This is a genomic window from Spiribacter onubensis (assembly GCF_040838425.1).
Lineage (GTDB): Bacteria > Pseudomonadota > Gammaproteobacteria > Nitrococcales > Nitrococcaceae > Spiribacter > Spiribacter onubensis.
Map to the genome: position 1 here is coordinate 37,250 of NZ_JBAKFI010000001.1, position 20,278 is coordinate 57,527.

Sequence of the window (20,278 nt, forward strand, 5' to 3'; positions counted from 1 at the left end):
ATCATGGCGGAAATTCATCTCGAATCCCTTGCACATTCCTATGCACCCGATGCGCCGGACCCGGAATATGCGCTCAAACCGCTGGAGATGACATGGCGGGACGGCGAGACCTATGCGCTGCTCGGCCCGTCCGGCTGTGGCAAGAGCACCATGCTCAACATCATCTCCGGGCTGATCCAGCCAAGCCAGGGCAGGGTGCTGTTCGATGGCGAGGATGTGACCAGGCTGGGGACGGCGGCCCGGAATATCGCCCAGGTATTCCAGGTGCCGGTGATCTACCGCTCGATGACCGTGAGCCAGAACCTCGGGTTCCCACTGGTCTGTCGGCGTCGGCCGGGTGCCGAGATTGATCGCCGGGTGAGGGAGGTCGCCGAACTGCTCGGCCTGGAGCGCCTGCTCAGACGGCCTGCGGTGGCGTTGACCGCAGACCAGAAGCAGCTCGTGTCACTGGGCCGTGGTCTGGTGCGTGATGACGTGAGCGCACTGCTTCTCGATGAACCGCTCACGGTTATCGATCCGCAGCTCAAGTTCGAGCTCCGGCGCAAGCTCAAGGAGGTCAATCGGGCGTTCAACATTACAATGGTACTGGTGACGCATGATCAGAACGAGGCGATGACGTTCGCCCGCAGCATTATCGTCATGAACCATGGCGAGATCGTTCAGCAGGGCGATCCGCAGACCCTGTTCGACAACCCCCGAACGGAACACGTCGGCTATTTCATCGGCTCACCGGCCATGAATTTCCTGCCGGCCCAGCGCGAGGGAGACGCCATCGGGGTGCTCGGTGGGCAGCTGCAGGTTCCCGTCGTTCCTGGACTCGAGGCCTGCGCTGACCTGAAGATCGGTTTCCGCCCGGAACACGTCAATCTCGGTGGCGCGGGGCATGCGATCACGGCCCGTGTCGAGCGGATCTGGTTTGAGGGCCTGGATCAGGTGCTGGAGCTGGAGACGGCGGGGACGCGATTCCGGGCCCGTCTTGATGACTGGTCCGGCGACGTGGGAGACGTCATAGAGCTGCGCCTCGAGGATTCTCATCTCCGCGTGTTCCGGGATGGGGTGCTCGTCGAGGCTGCTTGAGGGCGTTATGCTGACGGATCATCCGCATTCTGGAGATCCGCGGTGCAGAAGTTCGGCGGTCTGCTGCGCCTGTCAGGGTATCTGAGGCCGTACTGGCGCCAGGCACTGATCGCGGGCGGCGCCCTCATCGTCGCGGCGGGCAGCGTTCTGGGTATCGGTCAGGGCCTGCGGCTCGTCATCGACCGTGGCTTTGCCCAGGGAACCCAGGCGGCGCTGGACCAGGCCCTGCTGATCACCGGCCTGATCGTGCTGGTGCTGGCGGTGGCCTCGGCGCTGCGTTTCTACTGGGTGATGTGGATCGGTGAGCGGGTGGCGGCCGATCTCCGGCGTGACGTGTTCAACCACCTCCTGACGCTGGAGCCGGGGTTCTACCTGCGCAACGGGGTGGGTGAGATCCAGTCGCGCATGACAACGGACACCGCATTGCTGCAGAGCGTATTGGGTTCGACCTTCTCAATGGCTCTGCGCAACGCCCTGCTGCTGGTCGGGACGCTGGTCATGCTGGTGGTGACCAGTCCCGGGCTCAGCGGACTGGTGATCATCGGCATCCCGGTGGTTGTTGCGCCAATGCTGATCTACGGACGCCGTGTGCGGCGACTGTCCCGACTGAGCCAGGATCGTATCGCTGATGTGGGCAGCTATGCCGGAGAGACGCTGGGCGGCATTGAGACCGTGCAGGCGTTCGTCCATGAGCCGGTGGACCGTCAGGCCTTTGGTGTCCGGGTTGAGGAGGCCTTCGCCACCGCGGTGCGGCGCATTCGCCAGCGTGCCGGGCTCAATGCGGTTGCTCTGCTGCTTGCTTTCAGCGGCGTCGCATTCGTGCTCTGGCGGGGTGGCCATGCGGTCCTCTCTGGCACGATGTCGGCCGGCGAACTCTCGGCATTCATTTTCTATGCGGTACTGGCCGCGGGGGCCGTCGGCGTACTCTCGGAGGTCGCCGGCGAGCTCTTCCGGGCGTCGGGCGCTGCCGAGCGGCTGTTTGAGCTGCTGGATGCGCAGGCGGATATCCGCGCGCCGGACCGACCGGTGCCGCTGCCATCACCGCCGCAGGGGGCGGTGATTCTGGAGCAGGTGGTGTTCCGCTATCCGACTCGCCCCGAGCCCGCTGCCCTTGCCGGCGTTGATCTGCAGATCCACCCCGGTGAGACCCTGGCGCTGGTCGGCCCCTCCGGCGCCGGCAAGAGCACCTTGATCAGTCTGCTGCTGCGCTTTCATGATCCCGATTCAGGCCGGATCCGATTCGACGGTGTCGACCTGCGCGACGCCGATCCGGCGGCACTGAGACGCGCCATGGCGCTGGTCGCTCAGACCTCGGTCCTGTTCACCGGCACTGTGCGGAATAACATCGGCTTCGGCGATCCGCAGGCAACCGATGCGCAGATTGCCCGGGCGGCTGAGGCGGCCAACTGCAGGGCTTTCATCGACGCACTGCCGCAGGGCATGGACACGCATATCGGCCCCGGTGGCGTGCAGCTGTCCGGTGGGCAGCGTCAGCGCGTTGCGATTGCCCGGGCGCTTCTTCGTGACCCGGCGCTACTGCTGCTTGATGAGGCCACCAGCAGCCTTGACGCGGAGAGCGAGCAGCAGGTGCAGACGGCGCTGGCCGCCCTGATGGCGGACCGGACCAGTGTGGTCATCGCCCATCGTCTGGCAACGGTCCGTAATGCCGATCGGATCGCGGTGCTGGACGCGGGGCGGATTCGCGCGGTGGGGACACATGATGAGCTGTTGGAGTCCGACAGCCTTTATGCACATCTCGCGGCCCTGCAGTTCCGGGCGCCCTCGGCACCGAACGGCGAGCAGGGCAGTGCGCGTTACGCCTGAGCCCGTTGCGCCAGTTTGCTCCGGCTGAGGCTGTAGCGCGCGGCGGCGGCGACCATCGGTGGTGCCGGCAGGGCACGCAGTACACCCCACACGTCCCCTGGACGGGGCTGGCTCATCAGAAAGCGCACCAGTGACTCCGCCGGAGTTTTCCGGAACAGAGCCATGAAGCGCTCGGGCGCTCGGCCGATATCGGCATCCGCCCAGAGCGATTCCAGGAATACGCCATCAAGCCAGTCCAGGATCCGCTGACGGCCGGGCGGGAAAGGTTCGTTACCGGCAATCAGGGCCTGGGCGCATCGGTCGGCCCATTGCTGGATTCCATGGAAGGCATAGCCGGTGGCCGGCCGCATGCTCCCGCCGGCGGTCCCGATGCGCATCCAGCCATCACGATTGTAGGGTCCGATGGGCGCCATGGGCAGGTTGCCGTGCTCCTCGCGCTCGACGGTAAATCCGCCATACCCGCGCTCGTCGAGTAATCGGTCGAGTGCGCCGCCGAGTTGTGCGCGTGCCGGCGGGTCCGGCGTGAAGCGTGTCAGCTCGATCAGGCGACGGCCCGCATTGATGGGCAGCTCGTAGACGAAAGTAAGCAGTGGTTCGTCGTCCTCGAGGAAGTGCATCAGCCGGACCGGGCCGCTGCCATCGAGATCGGGTCCGCTGATTTCCCGGCCGATGAAACTCTGCCAGACCCATGGCCTGGGCAGCCGGAGCATGGCCGCACGGGAGTCCAGAACCCGTCTGGCGCTGAGCTGGCGTCCATCGCCGAGGACAAGCCGCCAGCCGTCGGCCCCCAGGGTTGCATGCACCAGCGACGCGCCGCTGAAACAGGTCCAGTCCTCCCTGCCGCCAACCGCCTCGAGAGCGTGTCTCTGGACCGCTGAGGAGCGCAGCATTTCATATGGGATGTGCTGACTGCCGCGGACCAGATGTTCATCCGCGTGGCTGACCGACCAGCTGGTCCAGCTGCGCTCGACCTGCCCGACAAAAGGGTGGTCCTCGATCCGCCAGCCGCACCAGGTCTGATCATCGAGTGGCAGCGCGCGGGGTTCGATGATGGCGATCCGTCCGGGATAACCTTCGGTAAGGCGCACTGCAAGGCTCATGGCGGCGGCGCCAAAGCCGATGAGTGCCAGATCGAAATCACTCATACCGGACGATCGCTGGCTCCGGCATCCAGCCTGGGTCGTGCCACCGTATGCAGCGCGAGCCGGCGCCGCTCGCGGTGGCTGAGTGACACCCGGCCCTCCCAGTAGCGGCATCCGTTATCCCTCACCCGCAGTCCAATGGCGCGGTAGAGGCGTGCGGCGACACGGATTGCCATGCGATTGCGCAGGGGAATCAGCGCCATGCCGGTTTCTGCACGGGCATAGTGCGCCTCGGCGAGGTCCACCACGCGCCGCACTGCGCTACGCACCGGCTCCCGATGGACTGGCCGGGCGCTGGCGATCGCCTCGGGGGGCAGCTGCCCGATCCACTCCCCGGGCAGGTAACGGCGGCCCCGGCGTGCATCCTCAAGCACGTCCCGGGCGATGTTGGTGAGCTGCATGGCGATCCCCAGCGAGACCGCCGCATCCCGGCCGCGGACCGGATCAGCGCCGAGCAGTGGACACATGAGTTCGCCCACCGTACCGGCTACCCCGTAGCAGTAGTCGAGAAGCGCCTGCTCGGTGTCGATCAGGCAGCCTTCGTCGGCTTCCGTCGCTGCGGTCCGGGCGAGGATCACCAGTGGCGCCGTGGCGAGGGCGCGTCGCCGGAGCATTTCGCCAAACCCGTCCACCGGGATGCGTTCCGGTTCGTCCGCCTCCAGCGCCTCAATGAAGTCCTCGATCCGCCCGGCGCCGTCCGTGGATTCGTCCGCGATGTCGTCAATGAGGCGGCAGACGGCATACAGCACGGCCACGTCATTGGCGTCGGCGGGGCGCAGAAGGCGGCTTGCCATATGAAAGCTGCTTGCATGCCGCGCCAGGACATCACGCGGGTTCATGCCGCCTCCGCATCCGAGGGGAACAGGCGCTCGAGTACCTTGGCACTCGACAGCACCCCGGGCATGCCGGCACCGGGGTGCGTGCCTGCGCCGACCAGATAGAGGTTGCGTAGCCCCTCGGCGCGGTTGTGGAAGCGGAACCATGCCGACTGACGGAACAGAGGAGCGATGCTGAAACCGCTGCCGTGGACACTCTGATAGTTATGACGGAAATCGTCCGGCGTCATGTAGAAGTCGGCGCGGACATGCGCACCGAGTCCCGGGAGGATCGTGCGCTCCAGCGCATCGATGATCCGCGCCTTGAGCTTCGGTCCCTCGACGGACCAGTCGATGTCGCCGAGCAGGTTTGGCACCGGCGCCAGCACGTAGAAGCTGTCATGGCCGGACGGCGCAAAGCCGGGATCGGTCGCGGTCGGGCGATGCAGGTAGAGCGAGAAGTCCTCGGACAGCACCTTGCGGTCGAAGATATCGTGTAGCAGCTCGCGATAGCGCTCGCCCAGCCAGATCGTGTGGTGCGCCACCTCCGGATACTGCCGGTCGGTGCCGAAGTAGAGGACAAACAGCCCCATCGACGTGCTGGAGAGGCGGCGCTTGATACGCGCTGTGGTCGGAACGCTGTCCATCAGCTCGCCGTAGAGGTGCATCGGGTCGAGGTTGGAGACAAAATTGTCGGCGCGAAGCTGCCGGCCATCATCAAGACTCACGGATTCGACGCGATTGCCGGTGCGGTGCACGCCGGTGATACTCCGGCCGTTCTCGACCCGCACGCCCTGGCGCTCCAGCAGGCCGGCGAGGGCGTCGACCAGTGCGCCGGTCCCGCCCATGGCGAAATGAACCCCCCACTCGCGCTCGAGGTAGTGGATGAGTCCGTAGATACAGGTGGTATCAAACGGGTTGCCACCGACGAGCAGCGGTTGCAGGGACAGGGCGCGGCGCAGGTACGGGTGCTGGATATGGCGGGAGACCATGGTCCAGACACTGCGGTCGAAGCGAAGGCGCAACAGCCTGGGGATCTGCCGCGCCATGAATGACGCGCGGTGGAAGGGCTGGTCGCCGAGCTCGCGGAACCCGATATCGAACAGCTCGCGGGACTCGGCGAGCAGCCCGTGGTAACCGGAGACGTCTTCCGGGTTGAAGCGCGCGATCTCGGCCTCCATGCGCTCGATGCCGGGGCCGTAGTCGAAGAAGGTGTCGTCCGGGAAACGGAAGCGATACCACGGATCCAGGGGCCTTAACGCCAGATGATCGTGCAGTGATTCCCCGAAGAGCTCGAAGAGTTCGGCGAACAGGAACGGCGCGGTAATGACCGTCGGACCGGCATCGTGCCGATAGCCCTGGCGCTCGAACACCTGTGCCCGTCCGCCGAGCCTCGGACAGCGGTCCACGAGGGTCACGTCATGGCCCCGCGCCCTGAGGCGCAGTGCCGCGGCGATGCCCCCGAAACCGCCACCCATGATCAGGGAGTGCATAGGCGCCTATCCTTTTTGTACTGGCGGGGTCGTCCGGGCTACTCGACGGGCCTTGTCGGCGAGTCGTTCGATCAGGTGAAACACGTCATCGCTGAGTGGCGCTGGCAGCTGTGCACTGAGCCGCTCGGCCCGGCCCAGGGCGGCGTCGACGTGTCGCAGGCATCGCCGGCGGATGCGGTCATGGTCTCCAGCCCGACCCGGCGGCTGATGATGCCGCCAGGCATGCAGGGGATGGAGCCGAGCGGAATCCATCGCGCAGGTCATCTCCCGCAGATCATCCATGTCGTCGAGAATCTGGTAGGCGAGCCCGATCGCCTCGGCGATCCCGCGACTGAGCGCGGGGGAATAGCGGGCCGGGGCAGGGGTGGTGATGCCGACGTTCAGCGAGAGTTCGATCAGCGGCGCGGTTTTGTCGCGCGTCGCCCGCAGATAGTCCCTCAACCGCCGGGGCACCGTGGAATATTTCTGGCCCAGCTCCACGCTCTGACCGCCAATGACGCGCCCGGCATGCTCCGCCATGAAGTCGGCGAGACTGCGGGCGGTGGCCGCATCAGCGACTCGGGTTGCCGCGCGGAAGGCGCTGGTCAGCAGCAGGTCGCCTGCGCAGAGCGCGACATCGTCGCCATGGATCGCACGGACGGTCGGCCGATCCCGTCGGTATTCATCGCCATCGCTGATGTCGTCATGCACCAGTGAGGCGTTATGCAGCAGCTCGCAGGCCGCGGCTGCCGCGATATTGTCCCTGGCGCTCAACCGGTTGGCGCCACTGGCCAGCGCCAGTCTCGCCCGCATCCGGTGTCCGCCGGTTCCAAGGTGATAGAGCGCGGCATCACGCGCCGGCGTCGCCGGCATGCCGCGGACAAGGTCGACCATGAACTGATCAACCTGCTCAAGCAGGGAAGGTTCAGCGAATGCGTTCAGCGCGTCCCGCCCGGCGGCGGTGACTGTGTCGGGTGTCCGAGATTGAGTGACGTCGACTGCGGCCACTTGGATTACCCCCTCACGCTCGGTCCGCTGAAGTGATTGCCGGACGGCGTCCGGCAACCACTGGATTGGCACTGGCAGAGCCAGTTGACCGGTCTCCCGATCAGGCCTCGGCGTTGGCCTCGGCCTCGGACTTGCGCATGGCAATCACGAGGATGAGGATGCCGAAGACCGCCTTCGCCACGATGTCGGCGATGGTGTAACCCACCTCGACCGCCGTGATCGCTGCACCGCCGGTCAGGCCGATCAGCGGGAAGAGGAAGACGATCGGGTAGAACAGCCAGGAGATGACCACGAGTGTCGCGGCGCCGTTGATCAGGCCACGGACGTTCTCCGGCTGCTTGCCGATCGAACCCTTCAGGCCCACCACGAGCTGGTAGACGATGTAGACGAACGGAATCATCGACAGCACCCAGAACGTGAAGCGCGTGCCGGCCGATTCGGCCACTTCACCCGGATAGCCCAGAATGATCATCAGGGCAGCCGCACCACCGAGCCAGACGCTCTTCGATACGGTCTCGCTACGCGACAGCCGCATGACGAGAATCAGCTCGATGAGCAGCAGCGGTACCGTGAGCAGCCAGTCGACGTAACGATAGGCCTGGTTGAAGGGATAGCCCGTCACTTCTAGGTTGCCGTTCATCACCGAGAAGGCGGCATCCCACGACAGCATGATCTGCAGGTAGTGATATGCCGCGATGGCGGTGACCAGGCCGGAGATGGTGACTGCCATCTTGTAGGCCGGGGCCACCTGACTGCGGGCGAACCACAGGAACAGGGTTGCGGCGGCCATCACCGCAAGGCCGAATGAGAAGGCGTTGGCAATGAATGTGTACTGGCCAAGACTGAGAGTCGAAAGGTCCATGGTTAATTCCTCCTTTTGGAATCGTTCCAGACGCTACGCCCCGTTATGGAGCAGGTCAATCGCCTGAAACGCACGGCTGCGGTGCATTCGATTGACTGAGGAAATCGGCCGGAAACATTGTTCGGTCCAGACCACGTCCATGGACATGTGACGGGTCCGATTCGTTCGATGTTTTTATCCGGCCCCTTCGTGGTGCAAAGTCCACGGTCGACACTATGCATCAAAACGACGGAGACTTACATGACATTTATCAATTCTGCCCGGCAGCGATGCGATGGAGCCCGGAGCCGATGGACGAGATTGATTGTCGCGCTGACGCTGACAATGGTCTTCGTCAGCGGATGTAGCGGTATCCCGCTGGTGCCCGGCATCTGAGCGGGCTAACGCAGCGAGAATTCCACCGGGACGCTGACGAGCCGGCCGGTGACGTCCAGCGCATCCGGCGGCGGAGGCAGGGGCTGTGCGCGGACCAGCATCTCGCGCACGGCATCGTCGAGTCGTTGATGGCCGCTACTCCGGGTGATGCGTGACATCCGCACCTGGCCGTCGGCGGTCAGCTCGATTTCCAGCACGGCGGTTCCCTCGAGCCGCCGCATTCGCGCCCGTCGGGGGTATTGTCGGTGTTGCGCCAGCCACTGCCGCAACTCCCCGAAGTACGATTCAATCTGGCGCGCCGAGGATTCCGCAGTCTGATCCGAACCGATCGGTGAGGCAGATGAATTACCCTCTTTTTCAGCGTCCTGCGCCACTTTTTTTAATTCAGTTTTATTTTTATCGGGGCGGGCGGTCGGACCAGTGTCCGTTGTGGCTTCGTTTGACGGTTGTGTCGGCCGGATTGTGCGCTCCGCTTTCAGGGATGGTCTCGCTTTCGGTGCCGCTGCCTTCTCTCGCGCGGGCTTCATGTCATCATCCCGCGGCGTAACGCTGGATTCGGTGAATGACGTCGGCTGCTCAGCGGGACGGGGTTCGGGTGCGGGAGATGGCGCAGCCGCTGAACCGAGGTTGATCGTGACCGTCCGCGCGCCGTCACTCTCGCCGCTGGCGATGGGCGAGCGGGGCGTGCCGACGAGCAGCAGCCCATGCAGGACCGTCGCCATCAAAAGGGCCAGTGCCCAGTGCGCCGGATGAAGCCGTCTCATGGTTGCCGTGTCGTGAGATCGGTGGTCTCCACCCCGGCTGCTCTCATGCGCGTCAGCAGGGTGATCACGGTGTTCGCTTCCACTCCGCCGTCAGCGATGATCTGAATCCGCGGGTTCATGCCATGACCGACCATTTCGCCCAGTCGCTGCTCGAGGCGGGTCCGGTTGGTTGGCCGTGAGTCGATGGCCAGCGTGCCATCGCGGGCCATGTGGATGATGACCTCGGGCGGCATATCGATCGGATCACCGCCGAGGGTGGGTGGATTTACCTCGAAGGGGGGGAGATGCATCAGCTGGCCGGCGATGATGAAAAACGCGAGTAGCAGGAAGACGATGTTGATCAACGGCAGCACGGCGGCCTCGCTATCCCGCACTTCGCGTCTGGTGTCGAGGCCGAGACCCATCGCTACCGCTCCGCCGCTGGAAGGAGGGCGACGTCATTGATTCCTGCCCCGCGCAGATCGGCCGTCGTACGCAGCAGTCGCGCCAGCCCGACCCCCTCCCGGGCACGGATGGTGACTATGCCTCCCGGTGTCTCGCGGCGGTGTTGGAGAACCGCCTCGCTGATATCGTCCGCTGCGATCAGCGCCCCGTTCACCGTCACGCCGTCGGGCGCGAGCTCGATATGGATCCGGTCGGTCGGCCGCTCACTGCTCGCGCGCCCTTCGGCGATGCCCAGTGGCACGCGGCCGTGATCCTCGAGGGTGCTTGCCAGCATGAAGAAGATCAGCAGGATGAAAATGACGTCAATGAGCGGCGTCAGTCGTATCAGGCGTACTGAGCGGGATGCCGGTGCCCGGATGGCTGGCGTCGAGGCGGTCATCGAGCGGCCGGCGTCGAGTGGTTCACCGGCGCTTGGGTGAAGAGCCGGGTCACCAGACTGTCCATCTCCTGGCCAAGGCGCTCAACCCGCGACTCGAGCCAGCTCAGCGCGGCCACCGCGGGGATCGCAACGCCGAGCCCCACCGCGGTGGTGCTGAGCGCCTGCCAGATACCGCCGGAGAGCACTGCCGGACTGACACCGGATCCGTCACGCTCCATCGCCTGAAAGGCCTCGATCATCCCCAGCACGGTCCCGAGCAGGCCGAGCAATGGTGCAAGGCCTGCGATCAGTTCCAGCGGGCGCAGGCCGCCGCGCAGCGCCCGCAGCTCGTCGTTACCGACCCGGGTGAGTTCTTCGCGCAGCCGGGGTTCGCTGATCTGGCCGGCGTCCAGGCCCTGAATGGCCAGCGCCGTGAGCCGGGCGGCCGGCGCGCGTGTTCCGCTGACCAGTGCGCGGGCGGCCTCGCGATCACCCCCAAGGAACAGCTCAACCGCTGCGCGGGCCTCCCTGAACCGATGAATACGGTTCATGGCGAACTGCAGGCTCTTCGCCAGGATGATGGTCAGGCCGATAACCGACATGAGCAGAAGAACGGCGATGACGGGCCCACCGGTCTGGTACAGCTGCAGGATCGTCTCGGCAATCGTCATTGGAAGAGCATACTTCAGTGCACGTCCGTCATGAAATTCGCTCTGTTAAGCTGGTGCATTGTACGTCGGGAGTCCCAATGAGTCTGATTCGTCTCACTGATATCGAGTTCTCGGTGGGTGGGCCGCCGCTGCTGGATGGCGCATCGCTCACCGTGGAGCCGCGCGAGCGCATCTGCCTTGTCGGGCGCAACGGCGTCGGCAAATCAACGCTGCTGCGCATCATCGACGGAACGATCGAGCCGGAGGCCGGCAGCGTGCAGACCAGCGAGTCGGCGGTGGTCGCCCGCCTCGAACAGGCGGTCCCCGATGATGTGGCGGGCAGCGTATTCGATGTGGTCACCGAGGGCCTCGGCGAGCTGGGGCAGTTGCTCGCGCGGCATCATGACCTGAGTCAGGCGCTCGGGGCGGGAGATGGCGATCCGGCGGCGCTCGCCGACCTGCACTCGCGCATCGATGCCGCCGGTGGATGGCAGATCGAGCAGCGGGTCGAGTCGGTCCTGACACGGTTCGCCCTCCCCGCGGATAGTCCGTTCCAGGGGTTATCGGGCGGTCTCAAGCGCCGCGTTCTGCTGGCCAGGGCCGTGGTCTCGGCGCCGGATGTGCTGCTGCTCGACGAACCCACCAATCACCTGGACATCGAGGCCATCAGCTGGCTCGAGTCGTTCATGCGCGAGTTCAGCGGCAGTATCGTCTTCGTCACCCATGACCGGGCATTCCTCCAGGCGGTGGCGACGCGCATCGTCGAGATAGACCGCGGGCAGCTCACCAGCTGGCCCGGCGATTATGCGAACTACCTGCGCCGGCGCGCCGAGCGCGATCACGCCGAGGCGGAGGAACAGGCGCGCTTCGACAGGAAGCTCAGGCAGGAGGAGGCGTGGATTCGCCAGGGCATCAAGGCCCGTCGGACGCGCAACGAGGGGCGGGTGAGGGCCCTGCAGGCCATGCGCAAAGAGCGGGCGGAACGGCGCGAGCGGCCGGGGAATGCCCGCCTGACGATGGCCGAGGGCGAGCGCTCGGGTAAGCGGGTGATCGAGGCCGAACATATCGACTTCGCCATTGCCGGCCGGCCGCTGGTGAGGGGCTTCAGTACCCGGATCCAGCGTGGCGACCGGGTGGGGATCCTCGGGCCCAATGGCGCCGGCAAAACGACACTGCTGCGATTGCTGGTGGGCGATCTCGCACCCGATCGCGGGCGGGTGATCCAGGGAACCGGGCTGCAGATCGCCTATTTCGACCAGCACCGGGCATCACTGGATGACAGCCGCAGCGCCCGGGAGAACGTCGCCGGTGGCGAGGAGTTCATTGATCTCGGAGCCGGTGGACGACGTCATGTGATGGGCTACCTGCAGGACTTCCTGTTCTCGCCGGAGCGGGCCAACGCGCCGATCAGCAGGCTCTCTGGCGGCGAGCGCAATCGTCTGCTGCTGGCTCAGCTCTTCGCCCGGCCCTCGAACCTGCTGGTCCTTGATGAGCCCACCAACGACCTTGACGTGGAGACGCTGGAGCTGCTGGAGGAACGGCTGGTGGGCTATGCCGGCACGTTGCTGCTGGTCTCCCACGACCGTGCCTTTCTCGACAATGTCGTGACCAGCGTCCTGGTCCCAGAAGGGGATGGCGTGATCGGCGAGTATGTCGGCGGCTATGCGGACTGGCTCCGGCAGCGCACTCCGGCGCCTGCAAAGGCCACCCGGACGGTCGGGAGCGCTGCCGACCGCCAGGACGGCTCGGCGGGTGCAAAGGGACAGGCGCGTCGTTCCAGGAACCCGAAAAGCCTGACCTATGGGGAGGCGCTGGAGCTTGAGGGTCTGCCCGCCCGCATCGAGTCGCTGGAGGCGGTGGTCGACAGGGAACGCCAGCGGGTGGGCGACCCCGCGCTTTACCAGGCGGACGGAACCACTATCCAGGCTGCCATGGCCGACCTGGAAGCGGCCGAAGCCGAGCTGGCCCGCGCGTATGAGCGTTGGGAGTTTCTGGAGAGCCGGCGTGAGGCGTGAGGCGGTCAGCGCACGGCATTAATCGCCGATTCAGGCCCTACGGTGACCGTCGTCATCGAGGCGGGATCGAGATGCCGCTGCATTGCGTCGCGAACGCCCTGGGCATCAAGTGCCTTCAGCTGTTCAGTAAAGTGATGGATATGATCCATCGGTAGATCATAAAAACCCACTGTGGAGACGTGACCGATCAGGTCCTGATTGCTCGCGTGCTGCAAAGGCAAGCTCCCCAGCAGGTTCTCTCTGGCGAGAGCGAGCGCATCAGCCTCGGGGCCGCATTCGAGAAGCTCCTGCAGGCTTTCCCGCAGTACCGCTAGCGCCTCCGCCAGCGCATCGTTGCGGACGTGGGTTTTCATCTGAAAGCGGCCGCCGGCAGCCCCGGCCGTCAGTCTGGATGCGCTGCTGTAGGAAAGCCCCCGCTCAACGCGCATTCGGCGGGCCAGTAATGAGGTGAGACCTGCGCCACCGAGGATGTGGCAGCCGAGATGTAGAGCGGAATGATCCTCATGGCCTTGCGGCGGGGAAGGCTGGCCGATTGAGACATGAGTCTGTTCCGCGTCGAGTGGAATCCGCACGACGCATGGCGCAGGACAGGCGCGGGCGAGAGGCAGCGCCGTCGCCGGTTCTCCCGATGGCAATTGGGCAACCAGCTGCTCGGCGATGCGTTCCGCCTCCTGCCGCGAGAGATCGCCGACAACTGCCAGAGTGGCATTGGCGGCGACATAATAGCGTCGATGGAAAAGACGTAATGCGTCTGGATCGATGGACTGCAGGCTGGCTGGCTCACCGCCGGGCGACGTGGCGTAGGGGTGGTGCGCGAAGATTGCCGCAGTGAAGGCTTTCTCAACCATCTCCATCGGCGCAGTGTCCTGCTGGGCCAGCCCTGCCAGCATGCGCTGGCGGATGCGTTCCAGGGCCGCGGCCGGGAAAGTCGAGCCGCTGATGCACTCGCCGAGTTCGGCGATAACCGGTTTCAGATGCGCATCATGGCTCAAGGACCGGACATTGAGTTCCGCGGTGTCTCGCGAGCAGCGGGTGGATGCGCGGGCGCCGTGCTGCTCCAACTGCTGGGAGATGTATCCAGCGTCGCGATGATCGGTCCCCTCAAGCAACAAGTTGCTCGTCATGCGCGCCAGTCCCGGCATCGCGCCGTCACGGCAGCTGCCGGCATTGAAAGTCAGGCGTATGTCCACCGTGGGTAGCGCACGGCGCTCGACAAACAGGACGCGGACACCCGTTCCCGTGCGCCATTGCTGTATCCGGGTTTCCATCAGAGCGGCTCGTTCCCGGCATCGGCCGGGCAGAGTATGCCGACCATCAAGCGCTCGGGTTTCAGATAGCGTCTTGCCACTTCCTGCAGCTGCGCGGGTGTCACGGACCGGACCTTATGCTCGAAGGCCGACGACGTTTCCCAGCCCGCGCCGATCGCCTCGAGCATGCCGACCTGCATGGCCTGATTGAAAATATCATCCATGTTGAAGAAGTGATCCGCGATGAGCTGGCTCTTTGTCCGCTGCAGTTCGCCGTCGGGAATCAGTTCATCCCGCAGTCGCGCGATTTGCGAACGCAGGGATTCCTCCAGCCGGTCGGTATGACCATCCGGGCAGACTGCATGGATAGTGAATTCGGCATCCAGCCGGGTCATGCCGTTGTAGGTCGCGTCGATCACCGTTGCCTGACGACTGCGGCGGATGAGCGTTTCGGTCAGCCGTCCGCCTTCGCCGCCGTCCAGCACACCGGCCAGCATCATGAGTGCGTAGCCTTCGTCCTCGTTTTCGGCCGTGGCGAAGGAAGGAACACGGTAGCCCAGTCGCAGATGCGTAAGCCGGCTCTGGGCGTCGCGATGGACGAGACGGCGCTCTCCGGGTGGCTCCAGGGGGGACGGGTCGCTGGGGTCGGCGGCCGGAGAGCCCTGCAGCATGCCGAAGTAGGTCTGTGCCAGTCCGAAGACCTCATCCGGGTCCACCGCGCCCGCGACCACGAGGTTGGCGTTGGCCGGAGAGTACCATTTCTGGTACCAGTCTATGAGATCTCCTTCATCGATCGCGTTGATATCGTCGGCCCATCCGATGATGGGATGAGCGTATCCGGTGCCGGGCTCCGCGATGGCGGCGTAGCGCTCCAGGAAACGTCCCTCGGGACGGTCGTCGGTGCGCAGTCGACGTTCCTCCAGTACAACGCCCCGCTCGGTGCTCAATGCCTCCGCGCGGATATCGAGATTGGTCATTCGATCGGCCTCAAGTTCCAGGGCCACCGGCAGGCGATCAGCGGCCAGAATCTCGAAATAGGCGGTGAAGTCCCGGCCGGTAAAGGCGTTCTCTCGACCCCCCTGTCGGGAAATGATTTCTGAAAACCGGCCTTCCGGGTAACGTTCTGTGCCCTTGAACATCATATGCTCGAGCAGATGCGATATCCCGGTCCGGCCGCGCTTCTCGTAGCTCGAGCCGACGCGATACCAGATTTGCGAGACGGCGATCGGCGCGCGATGATCCTGTTTGACAAAGACCTGCAGGCCATTGCCCAGTGTGATGTGATCCACCGCGTCAATCCGCGGCATACTGCTCGTTGTCATGACTCGTCTCGCTACGCATCCGAGGCTGTTTGAGCCGAGCCTAGCACGCCTTCCAGCGTCGGCTATCCCTCTGCTTCACCCGGCTGATCCACTGTGTCATCCACGTGACAGCGGCCAGCGGGATGGCGGTCACTCCGTGCAACGACGGGACACTTCACATGTCTGGACGGGGTGCCCTGACGTGGTATGCCTCTTGCATCTCATGAGGGCGACCAACCGGTCACGTGCTGCCGTGCAATGCGGCGCGTTACAACCAAGACAGGAGGATTGAGGATGAACTGGAGCAAGCCCGAATATGAAGAGATGCGTCTCGGATTCGAGGTCAACCTCTACGTGACTGCTCGCTGAAGTCTCTCGGGGGCGGCTTGCCGCCCCCGCATCTACCCATGCACATACGCATACTTGGCTCCGCCGCAGGCGGCGGCTTTCCTCAGTGGAACTGCAACTCTCCGAGGTGTCGTGAAGCGCGCGCCGGTCGGCTGACAGGAGAGCGGCGTACCCAGTCTTCGATCGCGGTTTCTGGGAACGGTCGGGATTGGCTCCTGATCAATGCTTCGCCGGATATCCGTCAACAGATCATCGACAATCCGGTGCTTCATCCCAGTGGTGAGGTGCGCAGCAGCAACATCGCGGCCATCGCGCTCATGGACAGTCAGATCGATCATGTCACCGGATTGTTGATGCTGCGGGAGAGCCGCGATCCACTGCCAATCTACTGCACGAGCCGGACTGAGGAGGACCTCCGGACCGGTTTTCCGATCCTCGAGATACTGAAGCATTACTGTGGAAGCCGTGTGGCATCCCTGCCGGTGGATGGCTCGTCCGTGCAGCCCGCGGAAGTGCCCGGGGTGCGGTTGACGCCGGTGCCGCTGACGAGTAAGGCGCCGCCGTATTCGCCGCACCGGGAATCCCCCGAGCCGGGAGACAACATCGGCTTACTGATCGAGAACCCGGATAACGGTCGTCGTGCCTTTTACGCCCCCGGGCTCGGTGAGATCGGGGAGCATCTGCATCGTTGGCTTTCAGAAGCCGATGTCATCATGGTGGATGGAACGACCTGGACTGATGACGAGATGGCCCGAGTTGTCGGTGGACGCAAGACGGCCCGGGAGATGGGCCATCTGCCGCTGGACGGGCCCGATGGCATGATCGCGTACCTTTCGGCTTACCCCGCAGCGCGCCGGATCCTTGTTCATATCAATAACACCAACCCGATTCTTGACCCGGCGTCCGCCGAGCGGGCGCGCTTACAGGAACTTGACATTGAGGTATCGCGGGATGGCATGGATATCGAGCTCTGAGGACCACCTCGAATGGCACGATCGCGACACGCCCTGGTCGACCTCGGCGTTCGAGCGGCAGCTTAAGTCGCTTGGTCGCTACTATCATCTGCACCATCCATTCCAGCAGATGATGGCACGGGGCGAGCTCGACCGTGACCAGCTCCAGGGCTGGGTCATCAACCGCTTCTACTACCAGATCAGTATCCCCCGTAAGGATGCGGCGCTTATGGCGAACTGCCCGGATCCCGAGGTCCGGCGCCACTGGGTCCAGCGCATGATCGACCATGATGGGCGGGATGAGGATCCCGGCGGCATTGACGCATGGCTCCGGCTTGGCGAGGCGGTCGGTGTCCCGCGCGAGCGGATGCTCTCGCTGGAGGATGTGCTCCCGGGGGTTCGCTTCGCCGTCGATGCGTATGTCAACTTCGCCCAACAGCGCCCCTGGGAAGAGGCCGTCTGCTCCTCACTCACCGAGCTCTTCGCCCCCGAGGCGCACCGGTCGCGATTGGCAACATGGCCGACGCACTACCCCTGGGTGGAGGCGGACGGTCTGGCCTATTTCCGGGCTCGGCTCGGCCAGGCAAGACGGGATGTGGAGCATGGACTCGCACTGACGCTGAATCACTTCCGCACCGCCGAAGCGCAGCGGCGGGCGATGCAGATACTCCAGTTCAAGCTCGATGTGCTCTGGAGCATGCTCGATGCCATGTATCTGGCCTACATCGTCGGAATGCCGCCCTATCAAGCCGTGAGAGACCATTAATGGAGCGCAATGTGAAACTTCGGCTTGGCACCGGTATGCGCCTTCAGTGGGAGGCAGCCCAGTCGGCCTACGTCATGCTCTATCCTGAGGGGATGATCCGTCTCAATGAACCGGCTGGCCATATCCTCTCGCGCTGCGACGGTCGGACCGTGGACGCCCTGATTACCGACCTCGAGGCAATGTTTCCAGACGTGGAACTCGCGGATGATGTGATCGCGTTTCTCGACGAGGCGGATGCCAAGGGCTGGCTGAGGACAGAAGGAGAGGATCATGGCTAGCGCGGAAACGCCGAGAGGGGCTGCCGCCGACGCGGCTCCAATCCCGCTCTGGCTGCTGGCCGAAGTCACCTATCGGTGTCCGCTGCAATGCGCTTACTGCTCTAATCCCATCGCCTTCGCGCGCTATCGGGACGAACTTGAGACGCAGGAGTGGATTTCGGTGCTGGAGCAGGCACGAGCCATGGGTGCGGTCCAGCTTGGAATTTCCGGCGGAGAGCCGCTCCTGCGCAAGGACCTGGAGACGATCGTCGGACGCGCGCGGGAGCTTGGCTTCTACAGTAATCTCCTGACCTCGGGGGTAGGGCTGGACGAGGACCGGCTGGGGCGGCTCAAGCAGGCTGGCCTCGACCACATTCAGATCAGTTTCCAGGCCGATCGGAGCGGACCATCCGATGAGATTGCGGGAGGTCACCATTTCCAGACCAAGGAGCGGATGGCCCAGGCGATCAAGGCGCATGACTACCCGATGGTGTTCAATGTCGTGATGCATCGTCACAATCTCGATCGGGTCGATGGCATTCTCCAGCTCGCCTGGGATCTCGGTGCCGATTACGTGGAGCTCGCCAATACCCAGTATCACGGCTGGGCCTATCACAACCGGGCGGCGCTCATGCCGACGCGCGAACAGATACGACGTGCCGAAGAGACGACCCAGCGCTGGCGGGAGAAAGCCGGGAACCGCATGCGTATTTATTTTGTCGGGTCGGACTACTACGACGAGACGGCGAAGCCCTGCATGAACGGTTGGGGAACAACCTTTCTCGGTGTGGCGCCGGATGGCCGCGCCATGCCGTGCCATGGCGCGGCGGAGTTGCCGATTGAACTACCTTCCGTGCGTGAGGAGCCATTGAAGGCGATCTGGGAAGACTCCCATGCGTTCAACGTCTTCCGCGGCCACGACTGGCAGCCTGAACCGTGCAGGAGCTGTGATCTGCTCCAGAGCTGTCACGGGGGTTGCCGGTGCCAGGCGCTGTTGCTGGCCGGCGACGCTTGGGCAACCGATCCGGTATGCCCGAAATCCCCTGTGCATGATCGGGTCCTCCGCGCGGTGGAGGTAGCCGATGAGCGCCGGGTCGAGGTTCCACTGGTGATGCGGAGCGTTAAGAACAGTCGCTCTCTCTCCTAGCCTGAGCCCTGGTGCTCGATCAGCCCGCGGACGAACGCCAGCTCGGTCTCCGCCGCGGAGCGGATGTTCTCCGCCCTGCGCAGACCATGTCCTTCGCCAGGATAGATATGGAGTTCGGCCTTGCCCCCATTGACAGTCATCGCATCTGCCATGGCGGTTGCCTGACTGACAGGCACGATCCGGTCCGCATCGCCCTGGATCAGCAGCACCGGGGCCGTGATCTCATGGGCATGGGCCGCCGGTGAGCGTTCGGCATAGCAGGATGCACTGGTTTTGCGATCGCCTACCAGGAAGTCTAGATAGCCGCGCTCGAAGCGGTGGGTGAGCGTCGCCAGCCGGGCGAGATCCGTCACGGCCCATCGGCAGAGGCCTGCGCGGAACAGATCGGAATGACGCAGCGCATTCAATACGGTGAGCCCGCCCGCGCTGTTACCGGCAATGAACATCTCTTGGATGTCGCATAGGCCCTCTGCGGCAAGGGTTTTCGCCATGCAGATGCAGTCATCACGATCGGCAATGCCCCATCGGCGACGCAGGCGTTCCCGGTAAATCCGGCCGTGGCCACTACTCCCGCCATAATTGACCTCCACGACCGCGATGCCATGCCCGGTCCAGAACTGAACCTCGGGGTTCCATGCCGGACTCCGCATGGCCGTTGGCCCACCATGCGCTCTGACCACGAGTGGCGGCGGGCGATCGCCCGGTCCTCTCGTACCCGGACAGCAAGGGCGATACAGATGACCATGAACAATGCCCTGCGGGCCTGAGGCCATCACCGGTTCCGGCCTGGAGACACAATCCGGATCCGGACCGGCCCCCTCGTCCACCACTCGTTCCGTTGTGCCCCGGTCCGTATCGACTCGGCATATCGCGGCCGGGCGGTCCTCCCTGCTTCCCAGATACCAGACGTCATCCCCCCGGACCTGCAACTGGGTGATATCGACTTCCTGGACCTCGATGTTTCTGACACGACCGGACGGGCGGATATCGACAAGGGAGCATCGGGCCGAGTCCACGCTTACGGCAATTGTCCCGTCATCACGGGCGTTGACATGGTGCGCCTGCGCCAGCTGCCAGGGCGGCCGACCAATATCCGCCGGGTAATCGCATATCCGAACGCTCGAGTCGCCGGCCTGACGATAGAGTTGCCACCATCCGGCACGATCATCGAGATAGTAGAGTGCCCCGTCCCGAGCCCATCGCGGCTCGATGATGGAGGAGTCTCCATCGGTCAATGGCTCGTGTCTGCCGCTGTCGAGCTCCGTGCACCAGAGCCTCGAACGCGTCCATGGCATCTCATCGTCCGCCCATGAGATCCACGCAACCCTGCGGCCGTCCGGGCTGATCCTCGGGCTGGCACAAAAGGGGGCCGGTGCGGGGAGCACCCGAGCAGGGCCGCCGGTCCGCATATCCAGCAGGAGCACCCGGGTCCGGTCATCCGCAGGGCACTCCT

At 64.6% G+C, this 20,278-nt stretch carries 20 protein-coding genes; 8 read left to right on the forward strand and 12 right to left on the reverse strand.

The features are described from left to right. Positions 1-3: 3 nt before the first annotated feature. Both V6X63_RS00195 and V6X63_RS00200 read left to right on the forward strand, forming a co-directional pair. Positions 4-1,077: an ABC transporter ATP-binding protein gene (locus tag V6X63_RS00195; protein WP_367977817.1), complete on the forward strand. Its 1,074-nt coding sequence runs from the start codon at positions 4-6 to the stop codon at positions 1,075-1,077. Positions 1,078-1,119: 42 nt separating this feature from the next. After that, entirely contained in the window at positions 1,120-2,901 is a 1,782-nt protein-coding gene (locus V6X63_RS00200; protein WP_367977818.1) for an ABC transporter transmembrane domain-containing protein, read from the forward strand. Here V6X63_RS00200 and V6X63_RS00205 read toward each other — a convergent pair. From V6X63_RS00205 to V6X63_RS00245, 9 genes are all read right to left on the reverse strand, one after another. After that, positions 2,892-4,046 (reverse strand): lycopene cyclase family protein, encoded by a 1,155-nt coding sequence (locus tag V6X63_RS00205; RefSeq protein ID WP_367977819.1) that lies wholly within the window; start codon positions 4,044-4,046, stop codon positions 2,892-2,894. The two genes, V6X63_RS00200 and V6X63_RS00205, sit on opposite strands and share 10 nt — an antisense overlap. After that, positions 4,043-4,882 carry a phytoene/squalene synthase family protein gene (locus tag V6X63_RS00210; RefSeq protein WP_367977820.1) on the reverse strand — a complete coding sequence of 280 codons (840 nt, stop codon included), beginning with the start codon at positions 4,880-4,882 and terminating at the stop codon, positions 4,043-4,045. Before V6X63_RS00210 ends, V6X63_RS00205 begins: the two co-directional genes overlap by 4 nt. Further along, positions 4,879-6,351 carry a phytoene desaturase family protein gene (gene crtI / locus V6X63_RS00215; RefSeq protein ID WP_367977821.1) on the reverse strand — a complete coding sequence of 491 codons (1,473 nt, stop codon included), beginning with the start codon at positions 6,349-6,351 and terminating at the stop codon, positions 4,879-4,881. Before crtI ends, V6X63_RS00210 begins: the two co-directional genes overlap by 4 nt. A 6-nt stretch (positions 6,352-6,357) precedes the next feature. After that, positions 6,358-7,338: a polyprenyl synthetase family protein gene (locus V6X63_RS00220; protein ID WP_367977822.1), complete on the reverse strand. Its 981-nt coding sequence runs from the start codon at positions 7,336-7,338 to the stop codon at positions 6,358-6,360. Between the two features lie 100 nt (positions 7,339-7,438). Further along, entirely contained in the window at positions 7,439-8,200 is a 762-nt protein-coding gene (locus V6X63_RS00225) for a bacteriorhodopsin-like (protein ID WP_367977823.1), read from the reverse strand. Between the two features lie 380 nt (positions 8,201-8,580). Next, complete coding sequence (locus tag V6X63_RS00230) at positions 8,581-9,297, reverse strand: energy transducer TonB (RefSeq protein ID WP_367977824.1); 717 nt, start codon at positions 9,295-9,297, stop codon at positions 8,581-8,583. A gap of 38 nt (positions 9,298-9,335) precedes the next feature. After that, positions 9,336-9,743: an ExbD/TolR family protein gene (locus V6X63_RS00235; RefSeq protein WP_367977825.1), complete on the reverse strand. Its 408-nt coding sequence runs from the start codon at positions 9,741-9,743 to the stop codon at positions 9,336-9,338. A 2-nt stretch (positions 9,744-9,745) separates the two neighbouring features. After that, positions 9,746-10,162 carry an ExbD/TolR family protein gene (locus V6X63_RS00240; protein WP_367966581.1) on the reverse strand — a complete coding sequence of 139 codons (417 nt, stop codon included), beginning with the start codon at positions 10,160-10,162 and terminating at the stop codon, positions 9,746-9,748. Beyond that, positions 10,159-10,812, reverse strand: coding sequence for a MotA/TolQ/ExbB proton channel family protein (locus V6X63_RS00245; protein WP_367966582.1), 654 nt, complete (start codon positions 10,810-10,812; stop codon positions 10,159-10,161). The genes V6X63_RS00240 and V6X63_RS00245 overlap by 4 nt, the downstream gene beginning before the upstream one ends. A gap of 77 nt (positions 10,813-10,889) precedes the next feature. Here V6X63_RS00245 and V6X63_RS00250 point away from each other — a divergent pair, with 77 nt between their 5' ends. Continuing rightward, positions 10,890-12,806 (forward strand): ATP-binding cassette domain-containing protein, encoded by a 1,917-nt coding sequence (locus V6X63_RS00250; protein WP_367977826.1) that lies wholly within the window; start codon positions 10,890-10,892, stop codon positions 12,804-12,806. Positions 12,807-12,811: 5 nt separating this feature from the next. Here the strand turns inward: V6X63_RS00250 and V6X63_RS00255 are convergent, their stop codons facing one another. Both V6X63_RS00255 and V6X63_RS00260 read right to left on the reverse strand, forming a co-directional pair. Then, on the reverse strand, positions 12,812-14,074 hold the full coding sequence (locus V6X63_RS00255; protein ID WP_408022289.1) for a M16 family metallopeptidase: 1,263 nt from the start codon (positions 14,072-14,074) through the stop codon (positions 12,812-12,814). Continuing rightward, positions 14,074-15,375, reverse strand: a complete 1,302-nt coding sequence (locus tag V6X63_RS00260; protein WP_367977828.1) for a M16 family metallopeptidase — start codon at positions 15,373-15,375, stop codon at positions 14,074-14,076. Before V6X63_RS00260 ends, V6X63_RS00255 begins: the two co-directional genes overlap by 1 nt. A 273-nt stretch (positions 15,376-15,648) precedes the next feature. On the opposite strand from V6X63_RS00260, the gene pqqA reads away from it, so the two are divergent. The 5 genes from pqqA to pqqE are packed head-to-tail and all read left to right on the forward strand — an operon-like array spanning position 15,649 to position 18,825. Beyond that, positions 15,649-15,723, forward strand: coding sequence for a pyrroloquinoline quinone precursor peptide PqqA (gene pqqA / locus V6X63_RS00265; protein ID WP_367967832.1), 75 nt, complete (start codon positions 15,649-15,651; stop codon positions 15,721-15,723). A 38-nt stretch (positions 15,724-15,761) separates the two neighbouring features. Then, complete coding sequence (pqqB, locus tag V6X63_RS00270; protein ID WP_367977829.1) at positions 15,762-16,676, forward strand: pyrroloquinoline quinone biosynthesis protein PqqB; 915 nt, start codon at positions 15,762-15,764, stop codon at positions 16,674-16,676. Continuing rightward, entirely contained in the window at positions 16,654-17,421 is a 768-nt protein-coding gene (gene pqqC / locus V6X63_RS00275) for a pyrroloquinoline-quinone synthase PqqC (RefSeq protein WP_367966587.1), read from the forward strand. The genes pqqB and pqqC overlap by 23 nt, the downstream gene beginning before the upstream one ends. Before the next feature lie 11 nt (positions 17,422-17,432). After that, entirely contained in the window at positions 17,433-17,699 is a 267-nt protein-coding gene (pqqD, locus tag V6X63_RS00280) for a pyrroloquinoline quinone biosynthesis peptide chaperone PqqD (RefSeq protein ID WP_367977830.1), read from the forward strand. Then, positions 17,692-18,825, forward strand: coding sequence for a pyrroloquinoline quinone biosynthesis protein PqqE (pqqE, locus tag V6X63_RS00285; protein WP_367966589.1), 1,134 nt, complete (start codon positions 17,692-17,694; stop codon positions 18,823-18,825). The genes pqqD and pqqE overlap by 8 nt, the downstream gene beginning before the upstream one ends. On the opposite strand, the gene V6X63_RS00290 is transcribed toward pqqE, so the two are convergent. Then, positions 18,822-20,120 (reverse strand): S9 family peptidase, encoded by a 1,299-nt coding sequence (locus tag V6X63_RS00290; RefSeq protein ID WP_367977831.1) that lies wholly within the window; start codon positions 20,118-20,120, stop codon positions 18,822-18,824. The two genes, pqqE and V6X63_RS00290, sit on opposite strands and share 4 nt — an antisense overlap. Positions 20,121-20,278: the final 158 nt, after the last annotated feature.

Bases quoted from the DNA above. Each gene is read 5' to 3' on its own strand.
- V6X63_RS00260 (WP_367977828.1), bottom strand. From the start codon at position 15,375: ATGACAACGAGCAGTATGCCGCGGATTGACGCGGTGGATCACATCACA.
- V6X63_RS00210 (WP_367977820.1), bottom strand. From the start codon at position 4,882: ATGAACCCGCGTGATGTCCTGGCGCGGCATGCAAGCAGCTTTCATATG.
- pqqC (WP_367966587.1), top strand. From the start codon at position 16,654: ATGGCATGGATATCGAGCTCTGAGGACCACCTCGAATGGCACGATCGC.
- crtI (WP_367977821.1), bottom strand. From the start codon at position 6,351: ATGCACTCCCTGATCATGGGTGGCGGTTTCGGGGGCATCGCCGCGGCA.
- V6X63_RS00245 (WP_367966582.1), bottom strand. From the start codon at position 10,812: ATGACGATTGCCGAGACGATCCTGCAGCTGTACCAGACCGGTGGGCCC.
- V6X63_RS00205 (WP_367977819.1), bottom strand. From the start codon at position 4,046: ATGAGTGATTTCGATCTGGCACTCATCGGCTTTGGCGCCGCCGCCATG.
- V6X63_RS00235 (WP_367977825.1), bottom strand. From the start codon at position 9,743: ATGGGTCTCGGCCTCGACACCAGACGCGAAGTGCGGGATAGCGAGGCC.
- V6X63_RS00290 (WP_367977831.1), bottom strand. From the start codon at position 20,120: ATGCCATGGACGCGTTCGAGGCTCTGGTGCACGGAGCTCGACAGCGGC.
- V6X63_RS00255 (WP_408022289.1), bottom strand. From the start codon at position 14,074: ATGGAAACCCGGATACAGCAATGGCGCACGGGAACGGGTGTCCGCGTC.
- V6X63_RS00225 (WP_367977823.1), bottom strand. From the start codon at position 8,200: ATGGACCTTTCGACTCTCAGTCTTGGCCAGTACACATTCATTGCCAAC.
- V6X63_RS00240 (WP_367966581.1), bottom strand. From the start codon at position 10,162: ATGACCGCCTCGACGCCAGCCATCCGGGCACCGGCATCCCGCTCAGTA.
- V6X63_RS00195 (WP_367977817.1), top strand. From the start codon at position 4: ATGGCGGAAATTCATCTCGAATCCCTTGCACATTCCTATGCACCCGAT.
- pqqB (WP_367977829.1), top strand. From the start codon at position 15,762: ATGCACATACGCATACTTGGCTCCGCCGCAGGCGGCGGCTTTCCTCAG.
- pqqE (WP_367966589.1), top strand. From the start codon at position 17,692: ATGGCTAGCGCGGAAACGCCGAGAGGGGCTGCCGCCGACGCGGCTCCA.
- V6X63_RS00230 (WP_367977824.1), bottom strand. From the start codon at position 9,297: ATGGCGACGGTCCTGCATGGGCTGCTGCTCGTCGGCACGCCCCGCTCG.
- V6X63_RS00250 (WP_367977826.1), top strand. From the start codon at position 10,890: ATGAGTCTGATTCGTCTCACTGATATCGAGTTCTCGGTGGGTGGGCCG.